This is a genomic window from Desulfatitalea alkaliphila (assembly GCF_022968795.1).
GTDB lineage: Bacteria > Desulfobacterota > Desulfobacteria > Desulfobacterales > Desulfosarcinaceae > Desulfatitalea > Desulfatitalea alkaliphila.
Map to the genome: position 1 here is coordinate 1 of NZ_JALJRB010000008.1, position 23,495 is coordinate 23,495.

The 23,495-nt window shown below is 58.8% G+C and carries 20 protein-coding genes; 13 read left to right on the plus strand and 7 right to left on the minus strand.

Annotated features, from left to right (window positions below; all coding sequences use genetic code 11):
* Positions 1-742, minus strand: a 742-nt coding sequence (locus tag MRX98_RS08850; RefSeq protein ID WP_246905802.1) for a DUF3553 domain-containing protein, incomplete at its 3' end; no start/stop codon positions are given.
* 708 nt (positions 743-1,450) lie between these two features.
* A complete protein-coding gene (locus MRX98_RS08855) occupies positions 1,451-3,181 on the minus strand; it encodes a sigma 54-interacting transcriptional regulator (RefSeq protein ID WP_246905813.1) in 1,731 nt (576 codons plus the stop codon).
* Positions 3,182-3,468: 287 nt separating this feature from the next.
* Between MRX98_RS08855 and MRX98_RS08860 the strand changes: the two genes are divergently transcribed.
* The 11 genes from MRX98_RS08860 (at position 3,469) to MRX98_RS08910 (ending at position 16,187) form a co-directional block, all read left to right on the plus strand.
* The gene (locus tag MRX98_RS08860; protein ID WP_246905816.1) at positions 3,469-5,085 is read left to right on the plus strand and encodes a carboxyl transferase domain-containing protein; all 1,617 of its coding nucleotides are present in this window, start codon (positions 3,469-3,471) and stop codon (positions 5,083-5,085) included.
* Between the two features lie 20 nt (positions 5,086-5,105).
* Positions 5,106-6,590, plus strand: coding sequence for an acetyl-CoA carboxylase biotin carboxylase subunit (locus tag MRX98_RS08865; RefSeq protein WP_246905819.1), 1,485 nt, complete (start codon positions 5,106-5,108; stop codon positions 6,588-6,590).
* Positions 6,591-6,629: 39 nt separating this feature from the next.
* A complete protein-coding gene (locus tag MRX98_RS08870) occupies positions 6,630-7,187 on the plus strand; it encodes an acyl-CoA carboxylase biotin carboxyl carrier protein subunit (RefSeq protein ID WP_246905821.1) in 558 nt (185 codons plus the stop codon).
* Positions 7,187-7,966, plus strand: coding sequence for an enoyl-CoA hydratase/isomerase family protein (locus MRX98_RS08875; protein WP_246905824.1), 780 nt, complete (start codon positions 7,187-7,189; stop codon positions 7,964-7,966). The genes MRX98_RS08870 and MRX98_RS08875 overlap by 1 nt, the downstream gene beginning before the upstream one ends.
* A gap of 5 nt (positions 7,967-7,971) precedes the next feature.
* Complete coding sequence (locus MRX98_RS08880; protein WP_246905827.1) at positions 7,972-8,121, plus strand: hypothetical protein; 150 nt, start codon at positions 7,972-7,974, stop codon at positions 8,119-8,121.
* Positions 8,108-9,895 (plus strand): acyclic terpene utilization AtuA family protein, encoded by a 1,788-nt coding sequence (locus MRX98_RS08885; RefSeq protein WP_246905842.1) that lies wholly within the window; start codon positions 8,108-8,110, stop codon positions 9,893-9,895. The genes MRX98_RS08880 and MRX98_RS08885 overlap by 14 nt, the downstream gene beginning before the upstream one ends.
* A complete protein-coding gene (locus tag MRX98_RS08890) occupies positions 9,895-10,713 on the plus strand; it encodes a TIGR03084 family metal-binding protein (RefSeq protein WP_246905845.1) in 819 nt (272 codons plus the stop codon). Before MRX98_RS08885 ends, MRX98_RS08890 begins: the two co-directional genes overlap by 1 nt.
* Positions 10,710-11,861, plus strand: a complete 1,152-nt coding sequence (locus tag MRX98_RS08895) for an acyl-CoA dehydrogenase family protein (protein ID WP_246905863.1) — start codon at positions 10,710-10,712, stop codon at positions 11,859-11,861. Before MRX98_RS08890 ends, MRX98_RS08895 begins: the two co-directional genes overlap by 4 nt.
* A 77-nt stretch (positions 11,862-11,938) precedes the next feature.
* Positions 11,939-13,447 (plus strand): long-chain-fatty-acid--CoA ligase, encoded by a 1,509-nt coding sequence (locus MRX98_RS08900; RefSeq protein ID WP_246905866.1) that lies wholly within the window; start codon positions 11,939-11,941, stop codon positions 13,445-13,447.
* Positions 13,448-13,660: 213 nt separating this feature from the next.
* Positions 13,661-13,897, plus strand: a complete 237-nt coding sequence (locus tag MRX98_RS08905) for a hypothetical protein (RefSeq protein ID WP_246905869.1) — start codon at positions 13,661-13,663, stop codon at positions 13,895-13,897.
* Between the two features lie 352 nt (positions 13,898-14,249).
* Complete coding sequence (locus tag MRX98_RS08910; protein ID WP_246905872.1) at positions 14,250-16,187, plus strand: TIGR03768 family metallophosphoesterase; 1,938 nt, start codon at positions 14,250-14,252, stop codon at positions 16,185-16,187.
* A 240-nt stretch (positions 16,188-16,427) separates the two neighbouring features.
* On the opposite strand, the gene MRX98_RS08915 is transcribed toward MRX98_RS08910, so the two are convergent.
* From MRX98_RS08915 to MRX98_RS08930, 5 genes are all read right to left on the minus strand, one after another.
* Complete coding sequence (locus tag MRX98_RS08915; RefSeq protein ID WP_343217744.1) at positions 16,428-17,630, minus strand: FAD-dependent oxidoreductase; 1,203 nt, start codon at positions 17,628-17,630, stop codon at positions 16,428-16,430.
* A gap of 15 nt (positions 17,631-17,645) precedes the next feature.
* Complete coding sequence (locus tag MRX98_RS22010) at positions 17,646-17,780, minus strand: hypothetical protein (protein ID WP_281432283.1); 135 nt, start codon at positions 17,778-17,780, stop codon at positions 17,646-17,648.
* A gap of 165 nt (positions 17,781-17,945) precedes the next feature.
* Entirely contained in the window at positions 17,946-18,290 is a 345-nt protein-coding gene (locus MRX98_RS08920) for a CGGC domain-containing protein (RefSeq protein WP_246905878.1), read from the minus strand.
* Between the two features lie 120 nt (positions 18,291-18,410).
* On the minus strand, positions 18,411-19,268 hold the full coding sequence (locus MRX98_RS08925) for a GAF domain-containing protein (protein ID WP_246905881.1): 858 nt from the start codon (positions 19,266-19,268) through the stop codon (positions 18,411-18,413).
* A gap of 27 nt (positions 19,269-19,295) precedes the next feature.
* Positions 19,296-21,635: a hybrid sensor histidine kinase/response regulator gene (locus tag MRX98_RS08930; RefSeq protein WP_343217745.1), complete on the minus strand. Its 2,340-nt coding sequence runs from the start codon at positions 21,633-21,635 to the stop codon at positions 19,296-19,298.
* Positions 21,636-21,991: 356 nt separating this feature from the next.
* Here MRX98_RS08930 and MRX98_RS08935 point away from each other — a divergent pair, with 356 nt between their 5' ends.
* Together MRX98_RS08935 and MRX98_RS08940 are read left to right on the plus strand one after the other, a co-directional pair.
* A complete protein-coding gene (locus tag MRX98_RS08935; protein WP_246905887.1) occupies positions 21,992-22,678 on the plus strand; it encodes a GntR family transcriptional regulator in 687 nt (228 codons plus the stop codon).
* Positions 22,679-22,708: 30 nt separating this feature from the next.
* The gene (locus MRX98_RS08940) at positions 22,709-23,491 is read left to right on the plus strand and encodes an SDR family NAD(P)-dependent oxidoreductase (RefSeq protein WP_246905890.1); all 783 of its coding nucleotides are present in this window, start codon (positions 22,709-22,711) and stop codon (positions 23,489-23,491) included.
* Positions 23,492-23,495: the final 4 nt, after the last annotated feature.

The window sequence follows — 23,495 nt, forward strand, 5'->3', positions numbered from 1 at the left end:
AATTCAATTCGGGCTTGTAATTCAACTCGGCCTTGGCGAGGGCGGCGGCGTTTTGGGTGACTTTCGGCTTAAGGAACATGTGCTTTTCAGGATAAGCCAAAAAGGGAAAGTAAGTCATGGTGGTCCACTTTGCCGCCACAACCTCCGTCAGACATTGGGCGAAGCCCTCAAACCGTTTCAAGTATTCGCTGCGGCCGTAAAGCAGATCAAACAAACGCCCGGAAAATAGTCGCATGTTGTCGGCCGTTTTCAGACCATCCTTGAGGTCCATCTTCTCATTGGGAAATATCAGGTTGGTCTTATTGACCACCTTAAGCGCCCGGCGCACGATTTCATCAAACTTTCCGCCTTCGAGCAGTTCCCGGTATGCCTTCTCGTTGAGTAATTCCAACAAAAGATCCCTGGCAGCGACCTTGTAATCGCGTTCCTCCCGGAGATAAACGGGATCCTCAAATCCTTCCGGAAAACTTTTAAGAAAGTCCGACCGGGCATCCGGCAGACTTCTGTGCCCTTTCTCGGCGACTCGCTCAAAAAAGGATGGACTGTCGAGAATCGGATGTTTGGCTTCTTCGCCCTCGATTTTTTCAAAAGCCACATGGCTCAATAGAAAGTATCTATCACCGGCATTAATAAAAAATATTCTCGCCTTTCCATCAGCAGTGATCTGCATGACCTTGCCGCTCCCCCAATCATGCTTCTCCGGATGTCGCACCTTATCCCCGGCCTTGATCTTCATCGCCATCAAATCCCTCCTCAAATCTCGCCCTTCAACCACAGTTGTTGGACTTCCGGAAAACGGATGACGGACACCTGACCACCGCGGGATATCGGATGCCGAAATATCCCGCGGTAAAGGTCACTTCTTGCCAACTGGGCAGTTCCATCACCTGTGCCTCCTATCAATTCCTCGCATCAACGGCCACTCCAGCCATGTCGGTCTTGTACCCTTGTCAACAACAACGCTTTCGTTTCAATCAACGCCCCTGTAAATTATTGCAGTGCGGCGCCTCCATGCAATGTTGTATCCTGGAGCATACCACCCCTCTTTGTCGGATGGGGTCAATTGTGCTGGTGTTTTCACCCTGCACCTTTTTCCTAAACGATGGCCGTCATCCCGATTCACCTGAACCCCGGCGCAATGAAGCGGTAATTCAATCTGTCATCGGCCGGAGCCTTGCAATCTTGAGTTTTCGATAGGGATACACAATCCATATGAAAGCCGCTGACAGCCGCAGCCATTTTGATAACGCGGACGCATCGCACTGCGGGCTGGAGTTTAGAATATTAAAAACGCAGCGTTGGTAAGTTGGGAAGGTGCCGCACACTGGATGCAAGAAGGGTGGCCCGGAGGTGGTGTTTCAAGATCCAGCCGAATGAAAAAACCAAAGCCATTGTTCCGGACAGGATCGATGAGGCCGTGAAAACCAAGGCCGATGTCGTGATCATCGATTCAAGGTCCTTGCCTGCGCGACGGTGCTTGTAACGGATCGTACTTTTTTCTTCTCCGCCACAATGTCACCCGGGATATGCCCAACTCCCCGGCGGCGGCGCCCAGGTTGCCGTCATGTTTGGCGATGGCCGCAGTGATGGCCCGGTACTCTTGCTCGCGCCGTTTTTTTTGCACGTCGAGGGTGGTGGCGAGGTCGGTTTCACAGGCATCGGCCGGCACAACTGTTTCCGGACTGGAAATTTGCAAGGGCAGGCAGTCCGGGGTGATTTCACTTTCGCGGCTCATGGCGAGGGCGTGCTCGATGGCGTTCTCGAGCTCGCGAATGTTGCCCGGCCAGTGGTAGCGCAGCAGGAGTTGTTGGGTGGACAGGCTGAAGGTTTTCAAATGCCGGCGCTCGTTTTTCTGATGCTTGTCGATGAAATGACCCGCAAGTCTCAGGATGTCTTCGGTTCTTTCCCGCAGTGGTGGGATGTGCAGGGGGATCACGGCCACCCGGTAGTATAAATCCATCCGGAATTTACCTTGCTGGATGCGGGCCGCAAGATTCTGATTGGTGGCGCAAAGGATGCGTACATCCACTGGATATAAGCGGTCCGAGCCGACAGGGCGCACCTTGCGTTCCTGCAGCACCCGGAGCAGCTTGACCTGCATGCTCATGTCCAGCTCTCCGATTTCATCCAGAAAAAGCGTGCCCTCCCGGGCTTCCCGGAAAAGGCCGGCCCGGTCCGAAATGGCGCCGGTGAAGGCGCCTTTGACATGACCGAACAGTTCCGACTCGAGCAGTGCTTCCGGTAGGGCGCCACAGTTGACGGCCACGAAGGGTTTGTTCTTGCGATGGCTCTGGCCGTGAATGGCCCGGGCGGCCACCTCCTTGCCCACCCCGGTTTCGCCGCTGATCAAAACGCTCGAATCGACTTCGGCGCAGCGCACGATGGTCTCGAAGACGCCCTGCATCTTGCGGTCGCCGCCGATCATGCCCGTCTGCAATGCGTTGCGGCGCTGCTGGCGTTTGAAGTGAAACAACTCCCGCTCCTTTTCGGCCAGGCGCAGGTTGTCGGTGATGTCGGTGAGGGTTTCGGCCTGGGCGAACAAACGGCCCCGGGCGTCGTAGATCGGGCGGATCTCGCCGATGAATTGGCGCAATCGGCCGTCCACGGTCAGGGTCAACTCCACCGGCCCCTTGACGCCCAAGGGCAGCAGCGGCGATTTGCGGCCGCAGTGCAGGGCCGCGCTCTCGGGGCTGCCGAACATGTAGCGCCCGTTTTCATCGAAGATCGAGACGCAATCCCGGATGCCGAAAAGGATGCTTTGGAGCATGCGCTTTTCCTTTTCCAGTTCGTCGCGCATGCGCTTTTGCTCGCTGATGTCCACCAAGATAACGTTGACGGTGGCCGGTCGTCCGTTTTCGTCGGTGTTGAGGGACTGGTGAAACAGGATCGGTATCTTCTCCCTGTTCTCCGGTCCGTAGATGTAGAGTTCATACTGGACCGACTGGTGGCCCTCCCGGAGCAGCCGGGCATAATGTTCCACCATTTGGATTTCTTCGACGCTGATCAGGGTGCGCATGTCCCGGCCGATCAGATTGGCGCGGTCGGCGCCGGCGAATTCGAGAAAGGTGTCGTTGACATCCAGCAGAATGAAGTTGAGATCGGTAAGCCAGAAGCTGACCTTCAGATCGTCCAGGATGCGCTTGAGATTGACGTTGGGGTGGACCGTCGGGCTTGGAGGCATGGGATGCCGCTCCTGATATCTCGAGGCTGTTTCACCTGTGATTCAGATGATTCACATGTTTCAGTGATGTTAAGCATAAAGTGAAACATGCCGAACTGTCAACCGGCTGCGCCGTCCGCCAATGTCTTTGATTTCAAAACAAAAGCAACTTCGGGCAGGTTGGCATCAACCTTGAATTACTTACTCTGATGGCTGGGCCGTCGTTCCTGGCGCCCTGACTACCGGCTGCGTTCATCCCGCCACAGGCTATCGCTTAAATGCAAGCGTTCAAAGGAGGCCGCGACACCATGCATGTGATCGAGTCCCGCATCGACACCCAATCGGATGCCTATCGAAAAAACTACGAGGCCATGGCGGCCCGGGTGGCCGAGTTGAACACGGAATTGGACCGGGCGTTGAACGATCGCCCGGACAAGGATTTGAAACGGCTGACGGCAGCGGGAAAGCTGCCGACCCCTAAAAAGCTCGAGCTGCTGCTGGACCCCAACACGCCCTTTCTCGAAATCGGGCCATTGGCCGCCAAAGGGATGTACGACGGCAAGGTGCACAAGGCCGGCATGATCATCGGGGTCGGCCTGGTCTCCGGCAAGGAGGTGCTCTTATCGGTCAACGACCCCAGCATCAAGGGGGGCGCCTCCTTTCCCATGAGCGTGAAAAAAACCCTGCGCAGCCAGGTCATTGCCATGGAGAACCGGCTGCCCATGGTGAATCTGCTGGATTCGGCGGGCGCCTTTTTGCCGTTGCAGTCCGAGATTTTCCCGGATGTGGATGACGGTGGTCGCGTCTTCTACCATCAGGCGCTCATCAGCAAGATGGGGATTGCCCAAATCACGGCCGTCATGGGTTTGTGCACGGCCGGCGGCGCCTATATACCGGCCATGAGCGACGAGGTGGTGCACGTGCAGGGCCACGGCGCGATCTTCCTGGGCGGCCCGCCGCTGGTCAAGGCCGCCACCGGCGAGGAGGTCACGGCGGACGAATTGGGCGGCGCGGAGGTGCACTGCGCCGAATCGGGCGTATCGGATTACTTCGCCGAAGACGACGCCCATGCCATCGAAATCGTGCGCCGACTGGTGGCCAACCTGCCGGACAGCCCCAAGGCCCTATCCCCCCTCCGGGAGCCCCGGCCGCCGATCTACGACCCCAAGGAGATCTACGGCATCGTTCCGGGGGATATCGCCGAACCCTACGACATCCGGGAAGTCATCGCCCGGATCGTCGACGGCAGCGAGTTCATCGAATTCAAGCAGATGTACGGGCCGACCTTGATTTGCGGTTTCGCCCACATCCACGGCTACCCGGTGGGCATTCTGGGCAACAACGGCATCCTTTTTTCGGAAAGCGCCTTGAAGGGCACCCATTTCATCCAGTTGTGCGACAAGCGCCAAATCCCCCTGGTCTTCCTGCAAAACATCACCGGCTTTATCATCGGACGGGATTACGAGCGCGGCGGGATCACCAAAAACGGCCACAAAATGGTCAACGCGGTGGCCACGGCCACCGTTCCCAAGTTCACCGTGATGGTGGGGGCTTCGTTCGGCGCCGGCAACTACGCCATGTGCGGCCGGGCCTACGGTCCCCGCTTCTTATGGACCTGGCCCAATCACCAGATCGGGGTGATGGGCGGCCGGCAGGCGGCCGATGTGCTCGTCACCCTGCAAAACGACCAGCGCGCGCGGGCCGGGCAGCCGCCGATGAGCGAAGCGGAAGCCGCCGCCATCCGCGAGCCGGTGGTGGCGGCCGCCCTCAAGGAGGGCAACGCCTATTACAGCACCGCCAATCTTTGGGATGACGGCATCATCGATCCGGCCAAGACCCGCGACGTGCTGGGGTTGAGTATCGGCGCGGCGCTCAATGCGCCGATTCGCAGCGATGTGCACGGCTACGGCATTTTCCGTATGTAACCCAACCCATGGGGAACCTGATGTTCAAGAAAATATTGATTGCCAACCGCGGCGAGATCGCGGTGCGGATCATGCGCACTTGCCGGGAGATGGGCATCGCCGCGGTCGCCGTCCATTCCGAGGCCGACCGGCATGCCCCGCACGCCCTTTCGGCCGACGAGGCCGTGCCCATCGGACCCGCCGAGCCGTCCCAAAGCTACCTGAACATGGACCGCATCATCGCGGCCGTGAGACAGACCGGCGCCGATGCCGTTCATCCGGGCTACGGTTTTCTGGCCGAAAATGCCGACTTCGCCGAACGCTGCGAGCGGGAAGGGATCGTCTTCATCGGCCCCCCGGCCCGGGTGATCCGGCAACTGGGCGACAAAATCACGGCCCGGCGCATCATGCACAAGGGCGGGGTACCCATTATCCCCGGCATGCTCGAGGCGGCGGATGACCCCGCCGCCTGGGCGGCCGCTGCCGCGCAGACCGGTTTTCCATTGTTGATCAAGGCTTCGGCCGGCGGGGGCGGCAAAGGCATGCGCATCGTCGAGCGCCCGGCGGACCTGGCGGAAGCCTGCCGGGCCGCCTCCCGGGAAGCCGCCGCCGCTTTCGGCAGCGGCACCATCTACTTGGAAAAATTTCTTCCCCGATCCCGTCATGTGGAGATCCAGATCTTGGCTGACGGCCGGGGCCACACCGTCCACCTCCTGGAACGGGAATGCTCCATCCAGCGCCGGCATCAGAAGATCATCGAAGAGACCCCCAGTTCGGCACTGTACCCGGTGCTGCGCGCCGCCATGGGGCAGGCGGCGGTGGCGGCCGCCCGCGCGGCAGGTTACGTGAACGCGGGCACGGTGGAGTTCATCCTGGACCCGGAAGGCCGCTTTTACTTCCTGGAAGTCAACACGCGCCTGCAGGTGGAGCACCCCATCACGGAGATGATCACCGGCTTGGATTTGGTGCGCCGGCAGATCGAAATCGCCGCCGGCCGGCCGCTCTCATTGACCCAGGAAGAAGTATGCGGCCGGGGGCATGCCATCGAATGCCGCATTTACGCCGAAGATCCCGAGCGGGATTTCATGCCCTCGCCGGGACGGATCGCCTATCTGCGGGAACCGGCCGGACCGGGTGTCCGCAACGACTGCGGCGTTTGTGCCGGCTTCGAGGTACCGGTGGAGTACGATCCCATCCTGTCCAAGCTTGTGGTCCACGCGGAAAGCCGCGATCTGGCCATCCGGCGCATGATCCGGGCGTTGCAATCGTATGTTGTTCTGGGGGTGAGGACACCCATCGACTTTTTGCTGGATGTGCTCGCCTCGGCACCGTTCCGGTCCGGAAAGACTTATACCGATTTCATCGCCACGCATATGGCCGAGTGGGCGCCGGACGGCCAAGCGCTGGAACTGGCCGCCCTGGCGCATGCGGCGGACGCCATGGCACCCAAGGCGCGCCCGGCCGGGCGCGTTGCGGCGGAAACCCGCCCCGGCCCCTGGCATACCTTGAAGCACTGGCGACTGTAACCAAAATCGACCTTTACCGGCAAGCGGAGGACCGTCTGCATGGATGTCCGACTGAGACACAAAGAGAATATCATCGCCTTTGCAGTGGAACCGGCGGGCGACGGCAAGTTCAGCGCCACCTTCGGCGATCGGCGGGTCGATGTGGCTTTCGAGCGCATTTCCGAACACCAGATACGCCTGAGCGTGGACGGCCGCCAGACCCTGGCCTTCGTGGCCGAGACCCCTGAGGGCAAATCGGTGATGGTGGACGGGCGCACCTTCCTGCTTGCGGACGAGCGCGCCGCGGGAACACGGCCCCGGGCAAGATCGACCGACGGCCCCAAGGCGGTTACACCGCCCATGCCGGCAGTGGTGACCCAAATCCTGGTGACCGAGGGCGGGGCGGTAGAAAAAGGGCAAGGGCTGCTGGTGGTCTCGGCCATGAAGATGGACACCCTTCTCACCGCGCCGTTCGCGGGCGTGGTCAGGCGCATCAACGTGGCAGAAGGGCAGAAGGTGGCGCCCGGGCAGGTGTTGGTGGATATCGATCCCCCGGCGGCCGATGGTGTGGCGGCGCCCGCCGCCGACGCGGCAGCGAACGATCAAGGAGACCGTTGATGACGGAAAAGGATTTGCTCTACCGCGTCGAACGGCATGTGGGCACCATCACCATCCATCGGGCCGCCACGCGCAACGCCATCACCCTTGAAGCGGTGACACTGTTCCATGCGGCCCTGGACCAGGCCCTGGCGGATGTCGATGTGCGCGCGGTCTGCATCACCGGCGCCGGCGACAAGGCCTTCTGCTCGGGGGCCGACCTGGGAAGCGGCATGCAGGACGACGCGGCAGGCCGACGCGACCGCTTCGACAGCTATGCCCGGCTCATCAGCCGCCTGGCGGAATTTCCCAAGCCCACCGTGGCGCGGGTCAACGGCCACTGTCTGGCCGGCGGCACCGGTTTCATGCTGGCCTGCGACATCGTGATCGCCAAAGCGTCGGCCCAATTCGGCACCCCCGAGGTCAACGTCGGGCTGTTTCCCATGATGATCGGGGCGCTGATTTTCCGCAATGTTCCGCGCAAAAAGGCCATGGAGATGATCTTGCTGGGCCGGCGCCTCACAGCCGACCAAGCCCTTTCGATGGGACTGGTCACCCGGGTCGTGCCGGATGCCGATTTGGACGCCGAGGTGGACCAGGTGCTCGCTGAACTTGCCGCCAAGAGCCCCATCGGCCTCAAGCTGGGCAAGACGGCCTTTGCCGCCGCCGAGCAGATGCCCCTGACCGAGGCGGTGCGTTACCTGGGCAGTCAACTGGCGGTGGTGGCCGCGACGCAGGATGCCCGGGAAGGCATCCGCGCTTTTGTGGAAAAACGCGCCCCGCAATTCAAAGGAGAATGATCGCCATGCTGTATCGTTTCGCAGGCCACACCCCGTCCATCGGCGAAGGGACTTTTGTCGGCGCGCCGGCCGGTGTTATCGGCAACGTCGTCATCGGCGACGGGGCCGTCATCGGGCACCGCAACCAAGGAGGGTGGCAGCATGCGCGATCCTGAAAAACTGATCATCGCCAATTGCAGCGGCTTTTACGGCGACCGCCTGTCGGCGGCCAGGGAAATGGTTCAAGGCGGCCCCATCGATGTGCTCACCGGGGATTACCTGGCTGAACTCACCATGGCGATCCTGCTGCAGAAGAAACGCAAATCGGCCGAGGGCGGTTACGTCCCCACCTTTCTCAAACAGATGGAAGAGGTCATGGGAAAATGCCTGGAAAAGGGCATACGCGTGGTCTCCAACGCCGGCGGGCTGAACCCGGCGGCCCTGGCCCGTGCGCTGGGAGCCGTCGCTGAGGCGCTCGGGCTTTCGCCCAAGATCGCCTATATCGAAGGGGACGATTTGATGCCGCGGCTGGCGGAGCTCCAGCAGGCGGGTGAACCTTTCACGCATATGGACAAGGGCATCCGCCTGGCCGATGCCGGGGCCGTTCCTATTTCGGCCAATGCCTACCTGGGCGCCTGGGGGATCGCCGCGGCCCTGGCGCAGGAAGCGGACATTGTGGTCTGCGGCCGCGTGGCCGATGCCGCCCTGGTGGCCGGCCCCTGCGCCTGGCGCTTCGGCTGGCGGCGCACCGACTGGGACCCGTTGGCCGGTGCTTATGCCGCCGGGCACATCATCGAGTGCGGCGCCCAGGCGACGGGCGGCAACTATTCCTTTATTCACGAAGTGCCTTCCTACCACGATGTGGGATTTCCCATCGCCGAGATGCATGCCGACGGCAGCTTTGTCATCACCAAGCACCCCGGTACCGGCGGACTGGTGTCGGTCGGCACGGTGACCGCCCAGTTGCTCTACGAAATCGACGCCCCCACCTACCTGACGCCCGACGTGGCAGTGCGCTTCGACACCCTTTCGCTGATCCAGGAGGGGCCTGACCGGGTGCGCGGCACGGGCACGCGGGGCGAACCGCCCCCTGCGACCACCAAGGTCTGCATCAACACCCTGGGCGGGTACAAGAATACCATGACGGTTGTCCTGACCGGTCTGGACATCGACCGCAAGGCCGAGATCGTCAGCCGAACCCTGCTCGACAGCCTGGGCGGCCGCGAGCGGTTCCAGACGGTGGACGTGCAGCTCGTGCATTCCGAAAAGAGCGACCCGCGCAGCAACGACGAGGCCTTCGCCTATCTGCGCATCACGGTGATGGACCCGGATGCGGACAAGGTCGGAAAAGGCTTTTCGGCCAAGGTGGTGGAGATGGCCCTGGCCGGCATTCCCGGCTTCACCTTGACTTCGCCGCCCACCAACGGGGCGCCGGCGGTGGTGCATTGGCCTGCGCTGGTTGCAAACCGCCACATCCATCAAACGGTCTGCATCGACGGCCGGCCGGCCGAGGTGATCGAGGCCGCCGTGGTCTGCGAACCCTTTACGGTGTCTCCCGGCGAACCCGAGATCATGGCGGTTCCGGGCGGCAAAACCGTCCGGGCGCCTCTGGGGAGGGCCTTTGCCACGCGCTCCGGCGACAAAGGCGGTAATGCCAACCTCGGCATCTGGGGCAAAACGCCGGAAGCCTACGCGTTCCTGCAAAGTTTTCTGACCACCGAACGCCTCAAGGCGCTGCTGCCCGATTGCGCTTCTTTTACCATCGACCGATATGCGCTGCCCAACCTGCTCGCGCTCAATTTCTACATCCGCGGGTTGCTGGGCGACGGCGTGGCGGCGTCGGTGCGCAGCGATCCCCAAGCCAAGACCCTGGGGGAATACCTAAGGGCGAAAATGGTGGAGATGCCCGCCTCGATCCTGGTGGCCTTTCCGGACAACAAGGAGCAATGATGAAATCGATATGCGCCGATCTGGCTGGGGAACAAAACCGCCTGGATGCCCTGGTGAGCGATCTTGCCCCCGCCGATTGGGAAACCCTGGCGCCCTGCGGCAACTGGACGGTCAAGGATGAGATTTGCCACCTGGCTTACTTCGACTATACAGGCCGCCTGTCCGCCACCGATCCCGCCGCATTCCAGCGACACCTGGCCGAGGACCTGGGACGCTTCAAGAACATGGACGAAGCCGTTGCATTCACCCTGGCCAAGGGGCGGGCCATGTCCACCAGCGAGCTGCTCGCCTGGTGGCGCCAGGAGCGCGGGCAACTGGTCGACGCCCTGTCGCGCCTGAGCCCCAAGGCGCGCCTGCCGTGGTACGGACCGACCATGAGCGCACGCTCGTTCGCCGGCGCCCGGCTCATGGAGACCTGGGCCCACGGTCAGGATATCCATGATGTCCTGGGGGTCCAACGCACCGCCGGCCCGGGGTTGCGCCATATCGCCCATCTGGGCGTCGTCACCTTCGGCTGGAGCTTCAGCAACCGGGGTCTGCAAATTCCCGAAACCCCGGTGCGCGTGGAACTGACCGCGCCCTCGGGCGAAATCTGGACCTGGGGCGATGCGGCCGCGGCCCAACGCATCAGCGGCCCGGCCGTGGATTTTTGCTTGGTGGTCATCCAGCGGCGCCACGTGGACGATACCGCCCTGGTGGTCATCGGCGATGTGGCCCGCAAATGGATGGCGGTGGCCCAGTGCTTCGCCGGACCGCCCACGCCGGGCCCGGCCCCGGGGACCCGGCTCACGCGGCAGCAAAAGGGAGACACAGCATGAGTCAAAATTTGTATTTCAGCAAAGAACACGAGCAGGTGCGCGCGGCGGTGCGTGATTTCGTGAACAAGCGCATCAACCCTTTCATCGATGAATGGGAGGAAAAGGGGGCCGCGCCGCTGCACGCGCTGTTCAAGGAGATGGGCGAACTCGGCTTCCTGGGCATCCGCTACGACGAAAAATACGGCGGAGAAGGCCTGGACTACTGGTACGAGACGGTGATGCTCGAGGAGATCGCCCGCGCGCGCTGCGGCGGCGTGCCCATGGCCATCGCCGTCCAGACCAACATGGCGACCCCGGCGATTGCGGAGTTCGGCAGCGAGTATCAGAAGCAGACATATCTGCGCCCGGCCATCCGCGGGGAAATGGTGGGCGCCATCGCCGTCACGGAACCCGATGCCGGCTCGGATGTGGCGGCGATCAAGACGTTCGCCAAACGGGACGGCGACAGTTACGTGCTCAACGGGTCGAAGACCTATATCACCAACGGCACCCAGGCCGACTTTCTGACGCTCCTGGCCCGCACCAGCGATGCGCCGGGGTATCACTCCTTCAGCCTCTTCGTGGTGCCCACCGATCTTCCCGGATTCAAGATCAGCAAGAAGCTCGACAAGCTGGGCATGCGCAGCAGCGATACGGCCGAGATCTACTTCGACGACCTGCGGATTCCGGCCGAAAACCTCATCGGCCGGGAAGGCGAAGGGTTCATTTACCAAATGAAGCAGTTTCAGCATGAGCGCTTTTCGGCCCTGCCCATCTGCTACATCGGCGCCGAAGAGATGATCAACGAAACCGTGACCTATATCAAAGGGCGCCTCGTTTTCGGCAAGCCTCTGATCACGAAGCAGGTCCTGCGCCATCGCCTGGTGGACTGGCTCAGCGAGATCGAGTGTCTGCGGCAGCTCACCTATCACATCGTGCGCCTGAAGATGGCCGGCCGGGACGCCACCCGTGAGATTTCCATGGGCAAATTGATGGGCGGGCGGGTCCTGAACCAGGTGGCCGACGGCTGTCTGCAAATGCACGGCGGCATGGGGTTCATGAACGAAATGCGGGTGTCGCGGTTTTTCCGGGATGCCCGGCTGATCTCCATCGGGGCCGGCGCCAGTGAAGTCATGAGCGATATCATCGCCAAACTCGAAGGGTTTTGACACAGGAGACATCGGAAGTGCCATAAGCGTACGTAGGGTCCAGAACGATTCAACCATTTTCAGAAGGAGCTGGGATCATGAAAATCAACATCGGTTATCTGCTCTACAAGCGGGCTATGCTGAGTCCCAAGCTGGAGGCCCTGGTGGTGGGTGATGTGCGGCGTTCCTATCGGGAGTTGAACGATCGCGCCAACCGGGTTGCCAACGCCATGCGCGCCATGGGGGTCGATCGGGGCGATCGCGTGGCGGTGCTGGCCTTGAACGATCCGGAATATCTGGAACTCTACTTCGGACTGGCAAAAATCGGTGTGGTCATGGTGCCCATGAATTATCGTCTGGCGCCTCCCGAGGTGGCCTACATCGCCAATGACTGCGGGACACAGCTTCTCATCTTCGGCAAGGAGTTCGTCCCGGTGGCCGAAGCCATCCGCACCCAGATCCCGGCCAAGCGCTTCATCGGCATCATGGAGGACCCCCCGGCCTGGGCCCAATCCTACCAAACGCTCATGGAAGCCGCCCCGACCGACGAACCCGAGCACATCGGCGGGGATGACGACACCTTGACGATCCTCTACACCTCCGGCACCACCGGCCGGCCCAAAGGGGCTGAATTGACCCACAACGGCTATTATCATACATCGGTGGACCTCAAGGCCACGCTTACCGATGTCGGCACCCGCATGCTGATGCCCCTGCCCCTGTTTCATATCGGCGCCCTGGCGCCGGTGCCCATGTGCGCCCACTTCGGTACGACAATGATATTTCAGCGCGCCTTCGAACCGGCCGAATTTCTCAATCTGATTCAGACCGAGCATGTTTCCTGGTTCGGCTCGGTGCCCCAGGTGCTGATGTTCCTGCGCTCGGTGCCCCAATTCGAAACCTTCGATTGGTCCACCATCAAACTGGCCCTGGTCTATGCGGCGCCCGTGCCGGTGCCCCTGATCGAGGCCTTTGCCGAAAAGGGAATGGAGGTGCGCCAACTCTACGGCTTGACCGAATGCACCGGCCCGGCATCGGTCATCGATGGGGAATGGGCGATCCGCAAAGCCGGCTCCTGCGGCCCCCCGTTCTTCCACACCGACATCCGGGTGGTGGACCTGGACGGCAAGCAGGTCGCCCCCGACGCGCCCGGCGAGTTGCTCATGCGCACCACCCACCTCATGAAGGGTTACTACAACAACCCGACGGCGACGGCGCAGACCATCATCGACGGGTGGCTCCACACCGGTGATATCGCCAGGATGGACGCCGACGGGTTTTTGTACATCCTGGACCGCAAAAAGGACATGATCATCTCCGGCGGCGAGAACATCTATCCGGCCGAAGTGGAGGGGTGCCTGCTCGGCCACCCGAGCATCGCCGACATCGGCGTGATCGGCATTCCGGACGCAAAGTGGGGTGAAGCCGTCAAGGCCGTCGTGGTGCTCAAAAAGGGGGAAAGCCTCACGCAGGAAGACCTCATCGACTGGTGCCGGGACAAACTGGCGAAGTACAAAACCCCGAAGCAGGTGGTCTTCACCGATCAAATCCCGCGCACACCCACGGGCAAAATTCTTAAACGGATACTGCGCGAACAGTTCGCATAGTCAAACCAATCGTTCAAGGTGACCCATGTGGGACGGGCGCCCCGAAGCGCGGGGCGCCACTCACCAGACGGGCAGTTGCCGTCCCCTATCATGAGTTCGCCATCGGCGATGCACTGGGATGGCCGACTGGGTTTTTAAAAAGGGTATAAAGGTTTTATGCGGATCCGCCGATACTATTTCCAGCCCGAAACTCCAAAAATAGGATCCTGGTCGATGTTGGAAATATTGGTGGGCCTGGCGACATTATGGATCTTGAAGCGGCGCTTCCCGAATGCCGGTGCCGCAGATGGAAAAGACGCTGAGATCGTCCCCTTCCCCTTCATTCATCACCAAGACCGGGGGGATGGCGCGCCTTTTTCGTTTGTGGATGACGATTTCGACAGCGACTGCGACACTGCTCTGATTGATGAAATCCTCGATGAAGGCGGCGATGATGAATTCATAGAATGACCCGCCCGGGGCGTCAATCCATCCAAAATGGACATGGCGATCCTGATGGGCGGTGATCGAAGGTATCTCTCCAATCCCTGAACAATGGCCTTCCCGACGGCTACCCGGCTTCACAGCTTTTTCCGGTTCAACAAACGACTACCTGGCGCACCTGGCGGTTCACTGTATTCAAGGTCGGTGAGCGTGCCATCGTCATCGGTGCTGATCACCGGTGCTCAAGTTAATATCCAACTGGCCGATATTGACCGCAGATATTTGTGCCGAAGGGTAAGGCACGCATGCGAGCGGATATGGCCCATGGAATTGCAATTGGATTTTCACTTTGGCACAAATCATTGAGCAGGAGCGACGAATGAAAAACCACTTTTCGAATCACAGCGGCGATGCCGTGCAGGGCAGCGGCTTATCGCGCCGTGACTTTATAAAAGCGACCGCCGGTGGTGTTGCATGTATTTCTTTCAGTACATGGATGCTTGGGTGCGGCGGCCACGGCAACCGGTCGGCCCAGGTCCCGAGTTATCCGATTGATACCGATGTTCAAACGACGCTTGAGAGGACCATCGAGCCCGGCATGACATCGGGCGCGATTGCGCCTGAAGATCTCCGCAGGATTTCAGACTATGACCAAAACGGCTATGGTTTCTGGAATTATGGCGCACCGCTGGTTGCCGAACAACGCGACGACATCATGGGGACGTCCTATGCTCCTCCGAGAAGCAATGATCCTGCGACCCTGCTGAGATTTTTTGCCATTTCCGACATCCATATCACGGATAAAGAATCGCCATCGCAGTTGATCTATTTGCAACCGCTGAATCAATATGGGTTCGAGGCCGGCGTCACATCGGTCTATTCGCCCGTCATGCTGTACACCACCCATGTGCTCGACGCGGCGATCCAAACGGTGAACGCCCTGCACAAAAGCAATCCCATCGACTTCGGCATCTCTCTGGGAGACACCTGCAACAGCACTCAGAACAACGAGCTGCGATGGTATATCGATGTGTTCGACGGCCGGATCATCCACCCCGCTTCCGGTGCGCAGGTGGGCGCCGACCGCATCGATTATCAGCGGCCTTTCAAGGCCGCGGGGCTCCATCCGTCGATTCCCTGGTATCAAACCATGGGAAATCACGATCATTTCTGGATGGGCTCGATCCCACCGGACGGCCGAGAGGGCAATGATTCGAGCCTGCGGGATTCCTGCACCAGCAACGAAGTGATTGCCATGTCGAATCTCCTCGTCAGGGGTAACGACATATACAGCTATAAACAACCCGGGGAGACCAGGTACTATATGGGCGTCCTTGATGGCGCCACCCCGAACGGGGAGATCATAAATTGCGGTCAAGTCGAAAACTTCAGCAGGCCGCCCAGGGTTGTCGCCGACCGGGACCGCTATTCATTGACCAAAAGGGAATGGGTTGAAGCCTTTTTCAACACCTCCACCGAGCCGGCCGGTCACGGCTTCGGTCTGGTCCCCGCCGGCAAGGATCCCGATTTTGCCTGTTACAGCTTCGTGCCGAAAGCAGATATCCCCATCAAGGTGATCGTCCTGGACAACACCCAACGGGAAGACGACCAATCCACCGCCATCCATGGGCATGGTTATCTGGACGAAGCCCGCTGGCAATGGCTCAAGGCGGAGCTTGCGGACGGTGATGCACGGCATCAACTCATGATCATCGCATCGCACGTGCCGATTTGCGTCCAGAAAACCGGTAGCTTTATGGAGTGGCTCGATAATTCCACCAATCCCGATGCACCGCAAAATGCGGCCACCCTCGTCGAACTGCTTGAAGAACTGCACAGCCATCCCAATTTACTGATGTGGATGGCCGGTCATCGTCATTTCAATACCGTCAAGGCATTTGAATCGCCTGATGAAAACTTTCCTGAGAATGGCTTCTGGCAGGTGGAAACCTCGTCGCTGCGTGATTTTCCGCAGCAGCTGCGCATGTTTGATATCAAGCTCAACAGCGACTATACCGTTTCCATCATGACGACCAATGTCGATCCGGCCGCCAAGGAGGGAACGCCCGCCTGGACCGCACGCAAGTATGCCGTCGCGGCGCAGCAGATTGTCAACACAGAGGGGATTTATCAAGCGGACAACACGACCAATTACCTTGTCGATCCCGTCACTCAAAACGAAACACGCTCGGACGGCGAGGTTCTTATGGACCCGAGCATTCGGCCGATGCCGACGGGTTCGTACAATGCCGAGCTGCGCATGCAATTGAGCCCGGCAATGAGGGCGCAAATGCAGTCGCTGTTCCCCGCACTGTAGGCGAACAGAGGTCAGCGATGAAACGCCGGTCGGCAAGCGGTGCTTTGGTATTGTGCGGCAAGCCGCAAAGACCTATGGGCTGGCCAGGAAGCAATTATGGATGAATGCTGTTCGCGTGGCAACCGTCACCAAGTGGTGGTTGCCACGCTCCAATACATGGTTTCAGTTGCGCTTTTGCAAGAAGATCGGCCCGGCGCAAAACGGTGCTGATCGACCGGATGCGCCGGGATTGGCAAGATGTCATCCTGATTGCTGCAGAGCCTGTTCCGCCGCGATGGTGATGGGTTCCATGCTCGGCTCGGAGGAGATGTCCGGGTTGCAGGCCGATGTGAAGGTGGTGAGATCGGCCATGGTTTTGCCGCCGAGAATGAACGCGCTGACGGCGTCGATTTCGCGGGCGGGCGCAACGTCGTGGCTGACGATCTGACCGCCGATCAGCTTTTTGGTTTCCCGGTCGAAAACCAGCTTGATCCGCCAGGGCTGCATGCCGGGGATCATGCCGTGCTTGCTGCGAGAATCCACGGCGGCACAGATCGTTTCGAACCCTTCCCGGGCGGCGGTCTCTTCGGTCAGACCGGTGGAGGCGACCACAAGGTCGAACATCCGACAGCCGCCGGCGTTGAGCACGCCGGGAAAGCCGATGTCGAATCCGGCGAGGCGCTTTGCCGCCAGGCGTCCCTGCATCACCGCCGGCCCCCTGAGGCATCCGGCGTCGATCTTGCCGGTGATGAAGTTGATCTTTTCGACACAATCGCCGCCCGCCAGGATGTCCGGGTCGGATGTTTCCTGGAACCGATTCACCTGTATCCCGAACCGGCCCATTTTCAGGCCTGCTTTTTCCGCCAGCGCGACGTTGGGTCTGACCCCCACATTGACAAAAACCATATCCGCGTCGATGATCTTTCCGGAATCGAGGGCCACGCCGCGGACATGGGTGTCTTGCCCCACAATTTGTTCCACCTTTGCGTCGGTCATCAGGCGAATCCCCTGCTTATCAAGATATTCCGCAACCGGACCGGCCATATCTTTATCCAGCATCAGGGGCAGGGGTCGATCGCACTGTTCCACCACGGTGATGTCATAGGCGCCGGGGTTCTGGGTGGCCAACAGCGACGCGATTTCCATGCTGATAAAGCCCGCGCCGATAAAGACCAGCTTGGCGGGCTTTGTTTCAGCCAGAAAAGCTTTGATCCGTTCGGCGTCGTCAAGGCCGCGAAGGGCGCACACCCCGTTGAGCTCCCGGCCGCCGAGTGGCGGGATGAATGCGCTCGATCCGGTGGCCAGAAACAGCTTGTCATAGGGAAATCGCCGGCCGTCGGCCGTCAACGCCTGCTTTTGGGCGGTATCCAGCTCCGTTACTTCACCTACGGTGACGTTGATGCCTGCTTCCTCGAGTTTTTTGTCCGGCACCACAATGGACTCCGGCGCGGCCAGACCGGCCACGACATGGGGAAGCGCTCATCGGACGATGAAATTGGGTTCCTTGCGGATCACCGTGACATCGACCTCGGGCATCAATTTCTTGGCCAGCATGGCGGCTGGACCGCCCGCGCCGCTGCAACCGACGACAACCAATTTTTCACCTTTTTTCATGGAAGCCTCCTTGCCGCGTGGAAATTCAAAGACACGCGGACCTTTTACCGCTTCAACCGTGCGGACGGGAAGCGGCCTGGACCGGCCCATATCGATGGATGTGGGCCGGCATGAATCATAAAGATCGACTTGGAAGTCGGATCTTCAGGGCCCGCGAAACCGCACCTAGTGATAGTCATGGGTGCCCAGAAAAACGGGTACGCCGGTTTTTTCGCCGATGATGGTGGCCATCTCCTCGGCGGATGTGTAGGGGCATGCTGGTTTGGCATTGGCCATGCAGGAACTCAGATAGATCGCGTCGGGCTTGACCTGGGACATTTTGATGGCCACGCCGGTGTTGGGCGCGACACTGCGGCCCGGACACTCGCATTTTACAAACGCCACCACCGCCACCGGCTCGTCAAACTTGCCCTCTCCCATGGCTGCCGCCTTAAGACAGCGCCATTCACCGGCGCATCCGTATCCACTGTCCATGTAGGCGCCGCATCCGATAATCGCAACTTTTTTCATTTGCTACTCCTTTCGTGTCTGGAAATATTATTGCTGACAAAGCGTCGCGGCTGCTGATGCAGCCGCAGCATACATCAGATTCACCCCCTTCCCTTTGCGGAAATGTATTGTTGCGGTGAATCAATCGTCATAGATATCAATATCGGGATAATATTCCTTGGCGCAATCCGGGCAAACACTATGGCTGAATTCAGCTTCCGAATGCTTATGGATATAGGTTTCAATTCGATTCCAATACCCCTTGTCATCGCGAACATTCTTGCAGTGGCTGCATATGGGCAGCAAACCGCTCAACTTTTTAACTTCAGCCAGGGCTTGCTTCAAATCGCCGATTGTTTTTTCACGCTGTTTTTCAGCCTGTATTCTATCATCCAGGTTTCTACTGTTCTGTAAAGCGATCGCTGCCAATTCGCCAAATCCGGTCGCCATTTTTGCATCGTTATCATTAAAGTCGCCATCCTTATTGGCAAGACCAATGATCCCGACCGTTTTCCCTTTCAGCACAAGGGGTGCAAACATCACATTTCTTAATATCATATGGCCTTTGGGCATTAAATGGACCCATTCGCTGTTCATAAAATGATTGTGATAAACCGCCTTATTGGTATGATAAGCTTCCGCTCGCAATCCTTGAATCGGCATTGGCAAATCTGGATCGACATTACAAGAATGCCCTCCTGCTTCCAGAAAGAGAACCTCATTTTCTTCCCCGGTTTCATTTAGCAGGGCAACATAACCGGAGGTAGCTCCAATCAAATCTTTACAGTGGTCGAAAATGGATCGTGCCGACTCTGCAAACCCTTTCTGGTCAAGTACTGCCTTCGATCCATTCATGATTGCACGCAATTCTTTTTCGCGAAGGGATGATTCTTGTATGACTTCGCACACTTGGTCCAATAGTCCATCTTCGATAAAGGATTTCGCCTTGAGCTTTTGTACTTTTTGGAGCAACTCCTCTTTTGCAATATCAGTACTCATAGACCACTCCTGATTGATTTTATTCGGCTATTTCTGGTCCAATGTTGCTCTCACCTGAAAGCTTAACTCCTTGATGGAAAAAGGCTTTTGAATGAAATTCACACCCTTTTCCAGCACGCCTCTCTGAGCGATCACATCGGCCGTGTAGCCTGACATGTACAAAGTCTTCAGGTTCGGATAGAGGGAATGCATTTGATGGGCCAGATCGCGACCGTTCATCTCGGGCATCACCACATCGGTCACCAGCAGATCGATGTCATCGGTGTGCGTTTTGGCCAACTGCAGCGCCTGGCTCGGCGAGCCGACAGCAAACACTCGGTAGCCCAACCGTTGTAGCAGCGCCTGGGTCATCTTCATGATGGCCGGCTCATCCTCTACCACTAGAACCGATTCGCCGTGACCCACCGGCGGCTGCAGCTCGGTTTCCATTTCGATGGGTGCCGGGTCGGCGGCGTGCCGCGGCAGGTGGATCTTGAAGGTGGTCCCTTGCCCCGGCGCGCTATGTACATTGATGAATCCCTCGTTTTGTTGGACAATACCGTAGATTGTGGCCAGACCGAGCCCGGTGCCCTCGGCGACGCCTTTGGTAGTGAAAAACGGCTCGAAGATCCGTCCCAAGGTCTCTTTATCCATCCCGCAACCGTCGTCGGACACGGTCAGGACCACAAACTCACCGGGTCGGCTGCCTGCATTGGCGTTACACCAGGCATCATCGCAGACCGCGTTGCCGGTCTCGATGGTCACCCTGCCCACCCCGTCGATGGCATCGCGGGCATTGACGCACAGATTGGCCAGGATCTGGTCCACCTGGGCCGGGTCCATTTCAACGGCCCACAGGTGCTTGCCGGGATACCAGACCAGCTCGACCTCCTCGCCGATCAGCCGCCGCAGCATCCGAAGCATGCTTTCCACCAGCTCATTGAGATCCACCACCTGCGGGTCGATGGTCTGCTTGCGGGCAAAGGCCAGCAATTGCCGGGTGATATCGATGGAGCGCTTGGCCGCCGCCTGGACCTCCTTCAAATCGGCGTGCAGTTCGCTGTCGGGAGCGGCCCTCTCCAGGGCCAGCTCAGTGTAACCTGCGATCACGCTGAGCATGTTGTTGTAATCGTGGGCCACGCCCCCGGCCAAACGGCCCACCGACTCCAACTTTTGCGCTTGGAGCAGTTGCCCCTGCATCCCTGCCCGCTCCTCCTCCGCCTTGATGCGTGCGGTGATGTCAATGATATTGCCCAGGACGCGAACCACCCGGCCCTCATGCATCTCGGGCCGTCCAATGGTGCGCACCCATTGGACGGCACGGTTTTCGGAGCACAAACGCAGTTCCAGATCATAGGGCTCGCCCTTCTCCACCGCACGCCTGAAGGCCTCAGAAATGATCTTTTGATCCTCGGGATGATACAGTTGGATGTTGCGGTCAGGATCGACGGGGTTGAATTCACCCTTGGCAAGACCATGAATGGCATAGGTGCCATCGGTCCATGATACTTTCTGAGTGGACAGCTCATATTCCCAGCCGCCGACCCTGGATATTTTTTCCATGGATTGCAGCAAGTACCGTTGCTTCTCGATCTCCTTTTGGGCAACCTTGCGATCGGTGACATCAAAGGCATAATGCAGATACAGGTCATCGGAGACCGGCACCCAGTGCGCCTCCCAGGCCGCCGACAACCCCTCGAACTCCAGGTGGTGGGCCTTGCCGTCGGCCCATGCGGCGGGAGCCAAGCACCAGGGACAGGGCTCCTTGAACTTGGGCCAAGTCTCGTAACAGGTATGGCTGTATTCGCAACCGGCCTCTTTGGCCGCTTTGTTCATTGCGACAATTTCCCTGGTTTCGGGGCGCAAAAGAATTGCGATACAAGGAATTGAGTCGAGCAGCAGCTGGTTCAGGTACTCCTGCCGATCATGCCGCTCTTGAGCGAGCTTGCGCTCCGAGATGTCCCTTACGATAATGCTGGCCCGTTCGTCGCCCGCCTTGGTGTTGAAAACAACCGATGTGATCTCCACCGGCACGATGGTGCCATCCTTGCGTTTGAAGTTGAGCTCCCCGGAAAAATATCTGTTTTCAGCCCTTTGCCGCAAGGCGGGCGCAAGTCTGGGATCATCCGGATCGACGATGGCCTCTCTGCCCAAGCGAAGCAGCTCTTCCAAGCGATATCCAAACATTGCGCAGGCAGCGGGGTTGGCCTCCAAAATCGCGCCATCCGGTTTTGTGATCAACAGCCCATCCAGATTGTTATCGAAAAAGGCGCGGAATTTATTGTCGCTATCGGACATTTGGAGAACTCTGCGGCGAAGCTCGGCACATTCATTTTCAAGGGATCGGATGCGTTGAATGAGCTCTTCGTGAGTCGGAGTTTGATTCATGTTTGCGATCTCCTACCCGTTTGAATAGATCCGCGCTGCTTGAGCACCTTGACATTAAACGCGCAAAGCCCCCGGATCTCGATCCGATCGCCCTGCATCGCGGCGATGTCCGTACATTCTTCAATTTGCCACTTCCCGGTTGTAAAATCAACGACCTCACCCACATTCGGTGAGCGTGCTTCTGAATTGACCGATTTTCATTTTTTCATCTGGGGGCATCACTATTTCCTCCATACTGATCCTTCTGCGGTATCTCAGAATCTGAACGTCCATATTTGTGCTTGACAAAGACCCTGTCATTGGTTTTATTGTTGGACAATATTGTCGGACAATTATTCAAGGATCAAAAAACACCCATGGAGAAAAATAGTCGACTGCCACTCAGGGAGAGAGTTTGCCGGGAACTTCGGCAGGCAATCGTTTTTGGCTCTCTGACGCCGAACGAACACCTCAAGGAAATTCCGCTGGCCAAACATTTCGGGTGCTCACGCGGATCCATCCGCGAAGCCCTCGGCCTTCTCGAACAACAAGGTTTTGTCACTCATGTGCCCAATCAGGGCGCAACCGTTAAGGAGCCGTCAGCAAAAGAGGTCGAGGATTATTACAATTTATTGGCTGTAATGGAGGGCAAGGCAGTCCAATGGGCCACGCCGAATTTATCGCAGGGCGATATCGATCGTCTCAAGTCGATCAACGATATGCTTAAACGCTCTCTGCAAAAAAGTGGCGCCTCGGTGGAGGCATGGATTCCCTTGAATATTGAATTCCACCGAATGTTCCGGGAAAAGTGTGGCAATGCCAAAATGAACTGGGTCGTGGAGGAAATCCGTACCAGAATCACACGATATCGTTACACCAGTTTGATGGTGACAGCTTTCGGCGATTACGCTGATGATCATGACGAAATTATTGCTTCGATTGCCGATAAAGATGCCCCGAAAGCCGGCAAGGCCATGGAGAATCACATCCAAAGGGCCAAACAGATTCTCGTCAAGTTTCTTGTCAACGACCCACCTGCAAACGCCATTTTTCCAATTGGTTAAGCTGCAGGCATACTTACAGAGGAAACAACCATGGAGGAAATTCATCTTCCTGACATGCGATTGAACGGCCAGGTTGCCATGGTGACAGGCGCATCGCGCGGCATCGGCAAGTGGATTGCTCTGGGGCTTGCCGATGCCGGCGCGCGTGTGGCCGTTGTTTCGCGAAGCCTGGAAGGCAGCCGGGCGACAGCCCAGGAAATTGGCGAGCGGGGAGGAAGCGCCGCATTACCCATCGAGGCAGATGTAAGCGATGTCGATGCAATTCAACGCATGGTGCAGGAAGTGGTGGAACACTTCGGTCGCATCGACTGTTTGATCAACAACGCCGGCATCAATGTGCACAAACCCATGCTGGAAATAACACCGGCCGATTTCGATGCTGTTAGCGGCGTCAATTTCAGGGGGGTCTATTTCACCAGCCAGGTCGTTGCCAAGGCAATGATCGCTCAAGGCGGCGGAAGGATCGTCAATATATCTTCATCGGCGGGGGTACTTCTGCGACCCGGTATTCCAAATTCGGTTTATGCCGGTACCAAGGCAGCCGTCATCATGCTCACCAAGGCGTTTGCAGAAGAACTGGCACAGCACAAGATCAATGTGAACGCAGTAGCACCAGGTTACTTTGCAACACCCATGACCACTGATCGGATCAGCGACCCGGAAATTCACCGCACCATCCTTGCTTTGACCCCAATTAAACAGATAGGCGGTCCTGCGGACATCATCGGACCGGTGCTTTTCCTGGCATCGGAGGCCGCAAGATTCATCACCGGCCAGACCATTTTCGTGGATGGAGGCAGAACGATCATTTAGCCGC

Bases quoted from the DNA above. Each gene is read 5' to 3' on its own strand.
- MRX98_RS08855 (WP_246905813.1), bottom strand. From the start codon at position 3,181: ATGCCTCCAAGCCCGACGGTCCACCCCAACGTCAATCTCAAGCGCATC.
- MRX98_RS08860 (WP_246905816.1), top strand. From the start codon at position 3,469: ATGCATGTGATCGAGTCCCGCATCGACACCCAATCGGATGCCTATCGA.
- MRX98_RS08865 (WP_246905819.1), top strand. From the start codon at position 5,106: ATGTTCAAGAAAATATTGATTGCCAACCGCGGCGAGATCGCGGTGCGG.
- MRX98_RS08870 (WP_246905821.1), top strand. From the start codon at position 6,630: ATGGATGTCCGACTGAGACACAAAGAGAATATCATCGCCTTTGCAGTG.
- MRX98_RS08875 (WP_246905824.1), top strand. From the start codon at position 7,187: ATGACGGAAAAGGATTTGCTCTACCGCGTCGAACGGCATGTGGGCACC.
- MRX98_RS08880 (WP_246905827.1), top strand. From the start codon at position 7,972: ATGCTGTATCGTTTCGCAGGCCACACCCCGTCCATCGGCGAAGGGACT.
- MRX98_RS08885 (WP_246905842.1), top strand. From the start codon at position 8,108: ATGCGCGATCCTGAAAAACTGATCATCGCCAATTGCAGCGGCTTTTAC.
- MRX98_RS08890 (WP_246905845.1), top strand. From the start codon at position 9,895: ATGAAATCGATATGCGCCGATCTGGCTGGGGAACAAAACCGCCTGGAT.
- MRX98_RS08895 (WP_246905863.1), top strand. From the start codon at position 10,710: ATGAGTCAAAATTTGTATTTCAGCAAAGAACACGAGCAGGTGCGCGCG.
- MRX98_RS08900 (WP_246905866.1), top strand. From the start codon at position 11,939: ATGAAAATCAACATCGGTTATCTGCTCTACAAGCGGGCTATGCTGAGT.
- MRX98_RS08905 (WP_246905869.1), top strand. From the start codon at position 13,661: ATGTTGGAAATATTGGTGGGCCTGGCGACATTATGGATCTTGAAGCGG.
- MRX98_RS08910 (WP_246905872.1), top strand. From the start codon at position 14,250: ATGAAAAACCACTTTTCGAATCACAGCGGCGATGCCGTGCAGGGCAGC.
- MRX98_RS22010 (WP_281432283.1), bottom strand. From the start codon at position 17,780: ATGAAAAAAGGTGAAAAATTGGTTGTCGTCGGTTGCAGCGGCGCGGGC.
- MRX98_RS08920 (WP_246905878.1), bottom strand. From the start codon at position 18,290: ATGAAAAAAGTTGCGATTATCGGATGCGGCGCCTACATGGACAGTGGA.
- MRX98_RS08925 (WP_246905881.1), bottom strand. From the start codon at position 19,268: ATGAGTACTGATATTGCAAAAGAGGAGTTGCTCCAAAAAGTACAAAAG.
- MRX98_RS08930 (WP_343217745.1), bottom strand. From the start codon at position 21,635: ATGAATCAAACTCCGACTCACGAAGAGCTCATTCAACGCATCCGATCC.
- MRX98_RS08935 (WP_246905887.1), top strand. From the start codon at position 21,992: ATGGAGAAAAATAGTCGACTGCCACTCAGGGAGAGAGTTTGCCGGGAA.
- MRX98_RS08940 (WP_246905890.1), top strand. From the start codon at position 22,709: ATGGAGGAAATTCATCTTCCTGACATGCGATTGAACGGCCAGGTTGCC.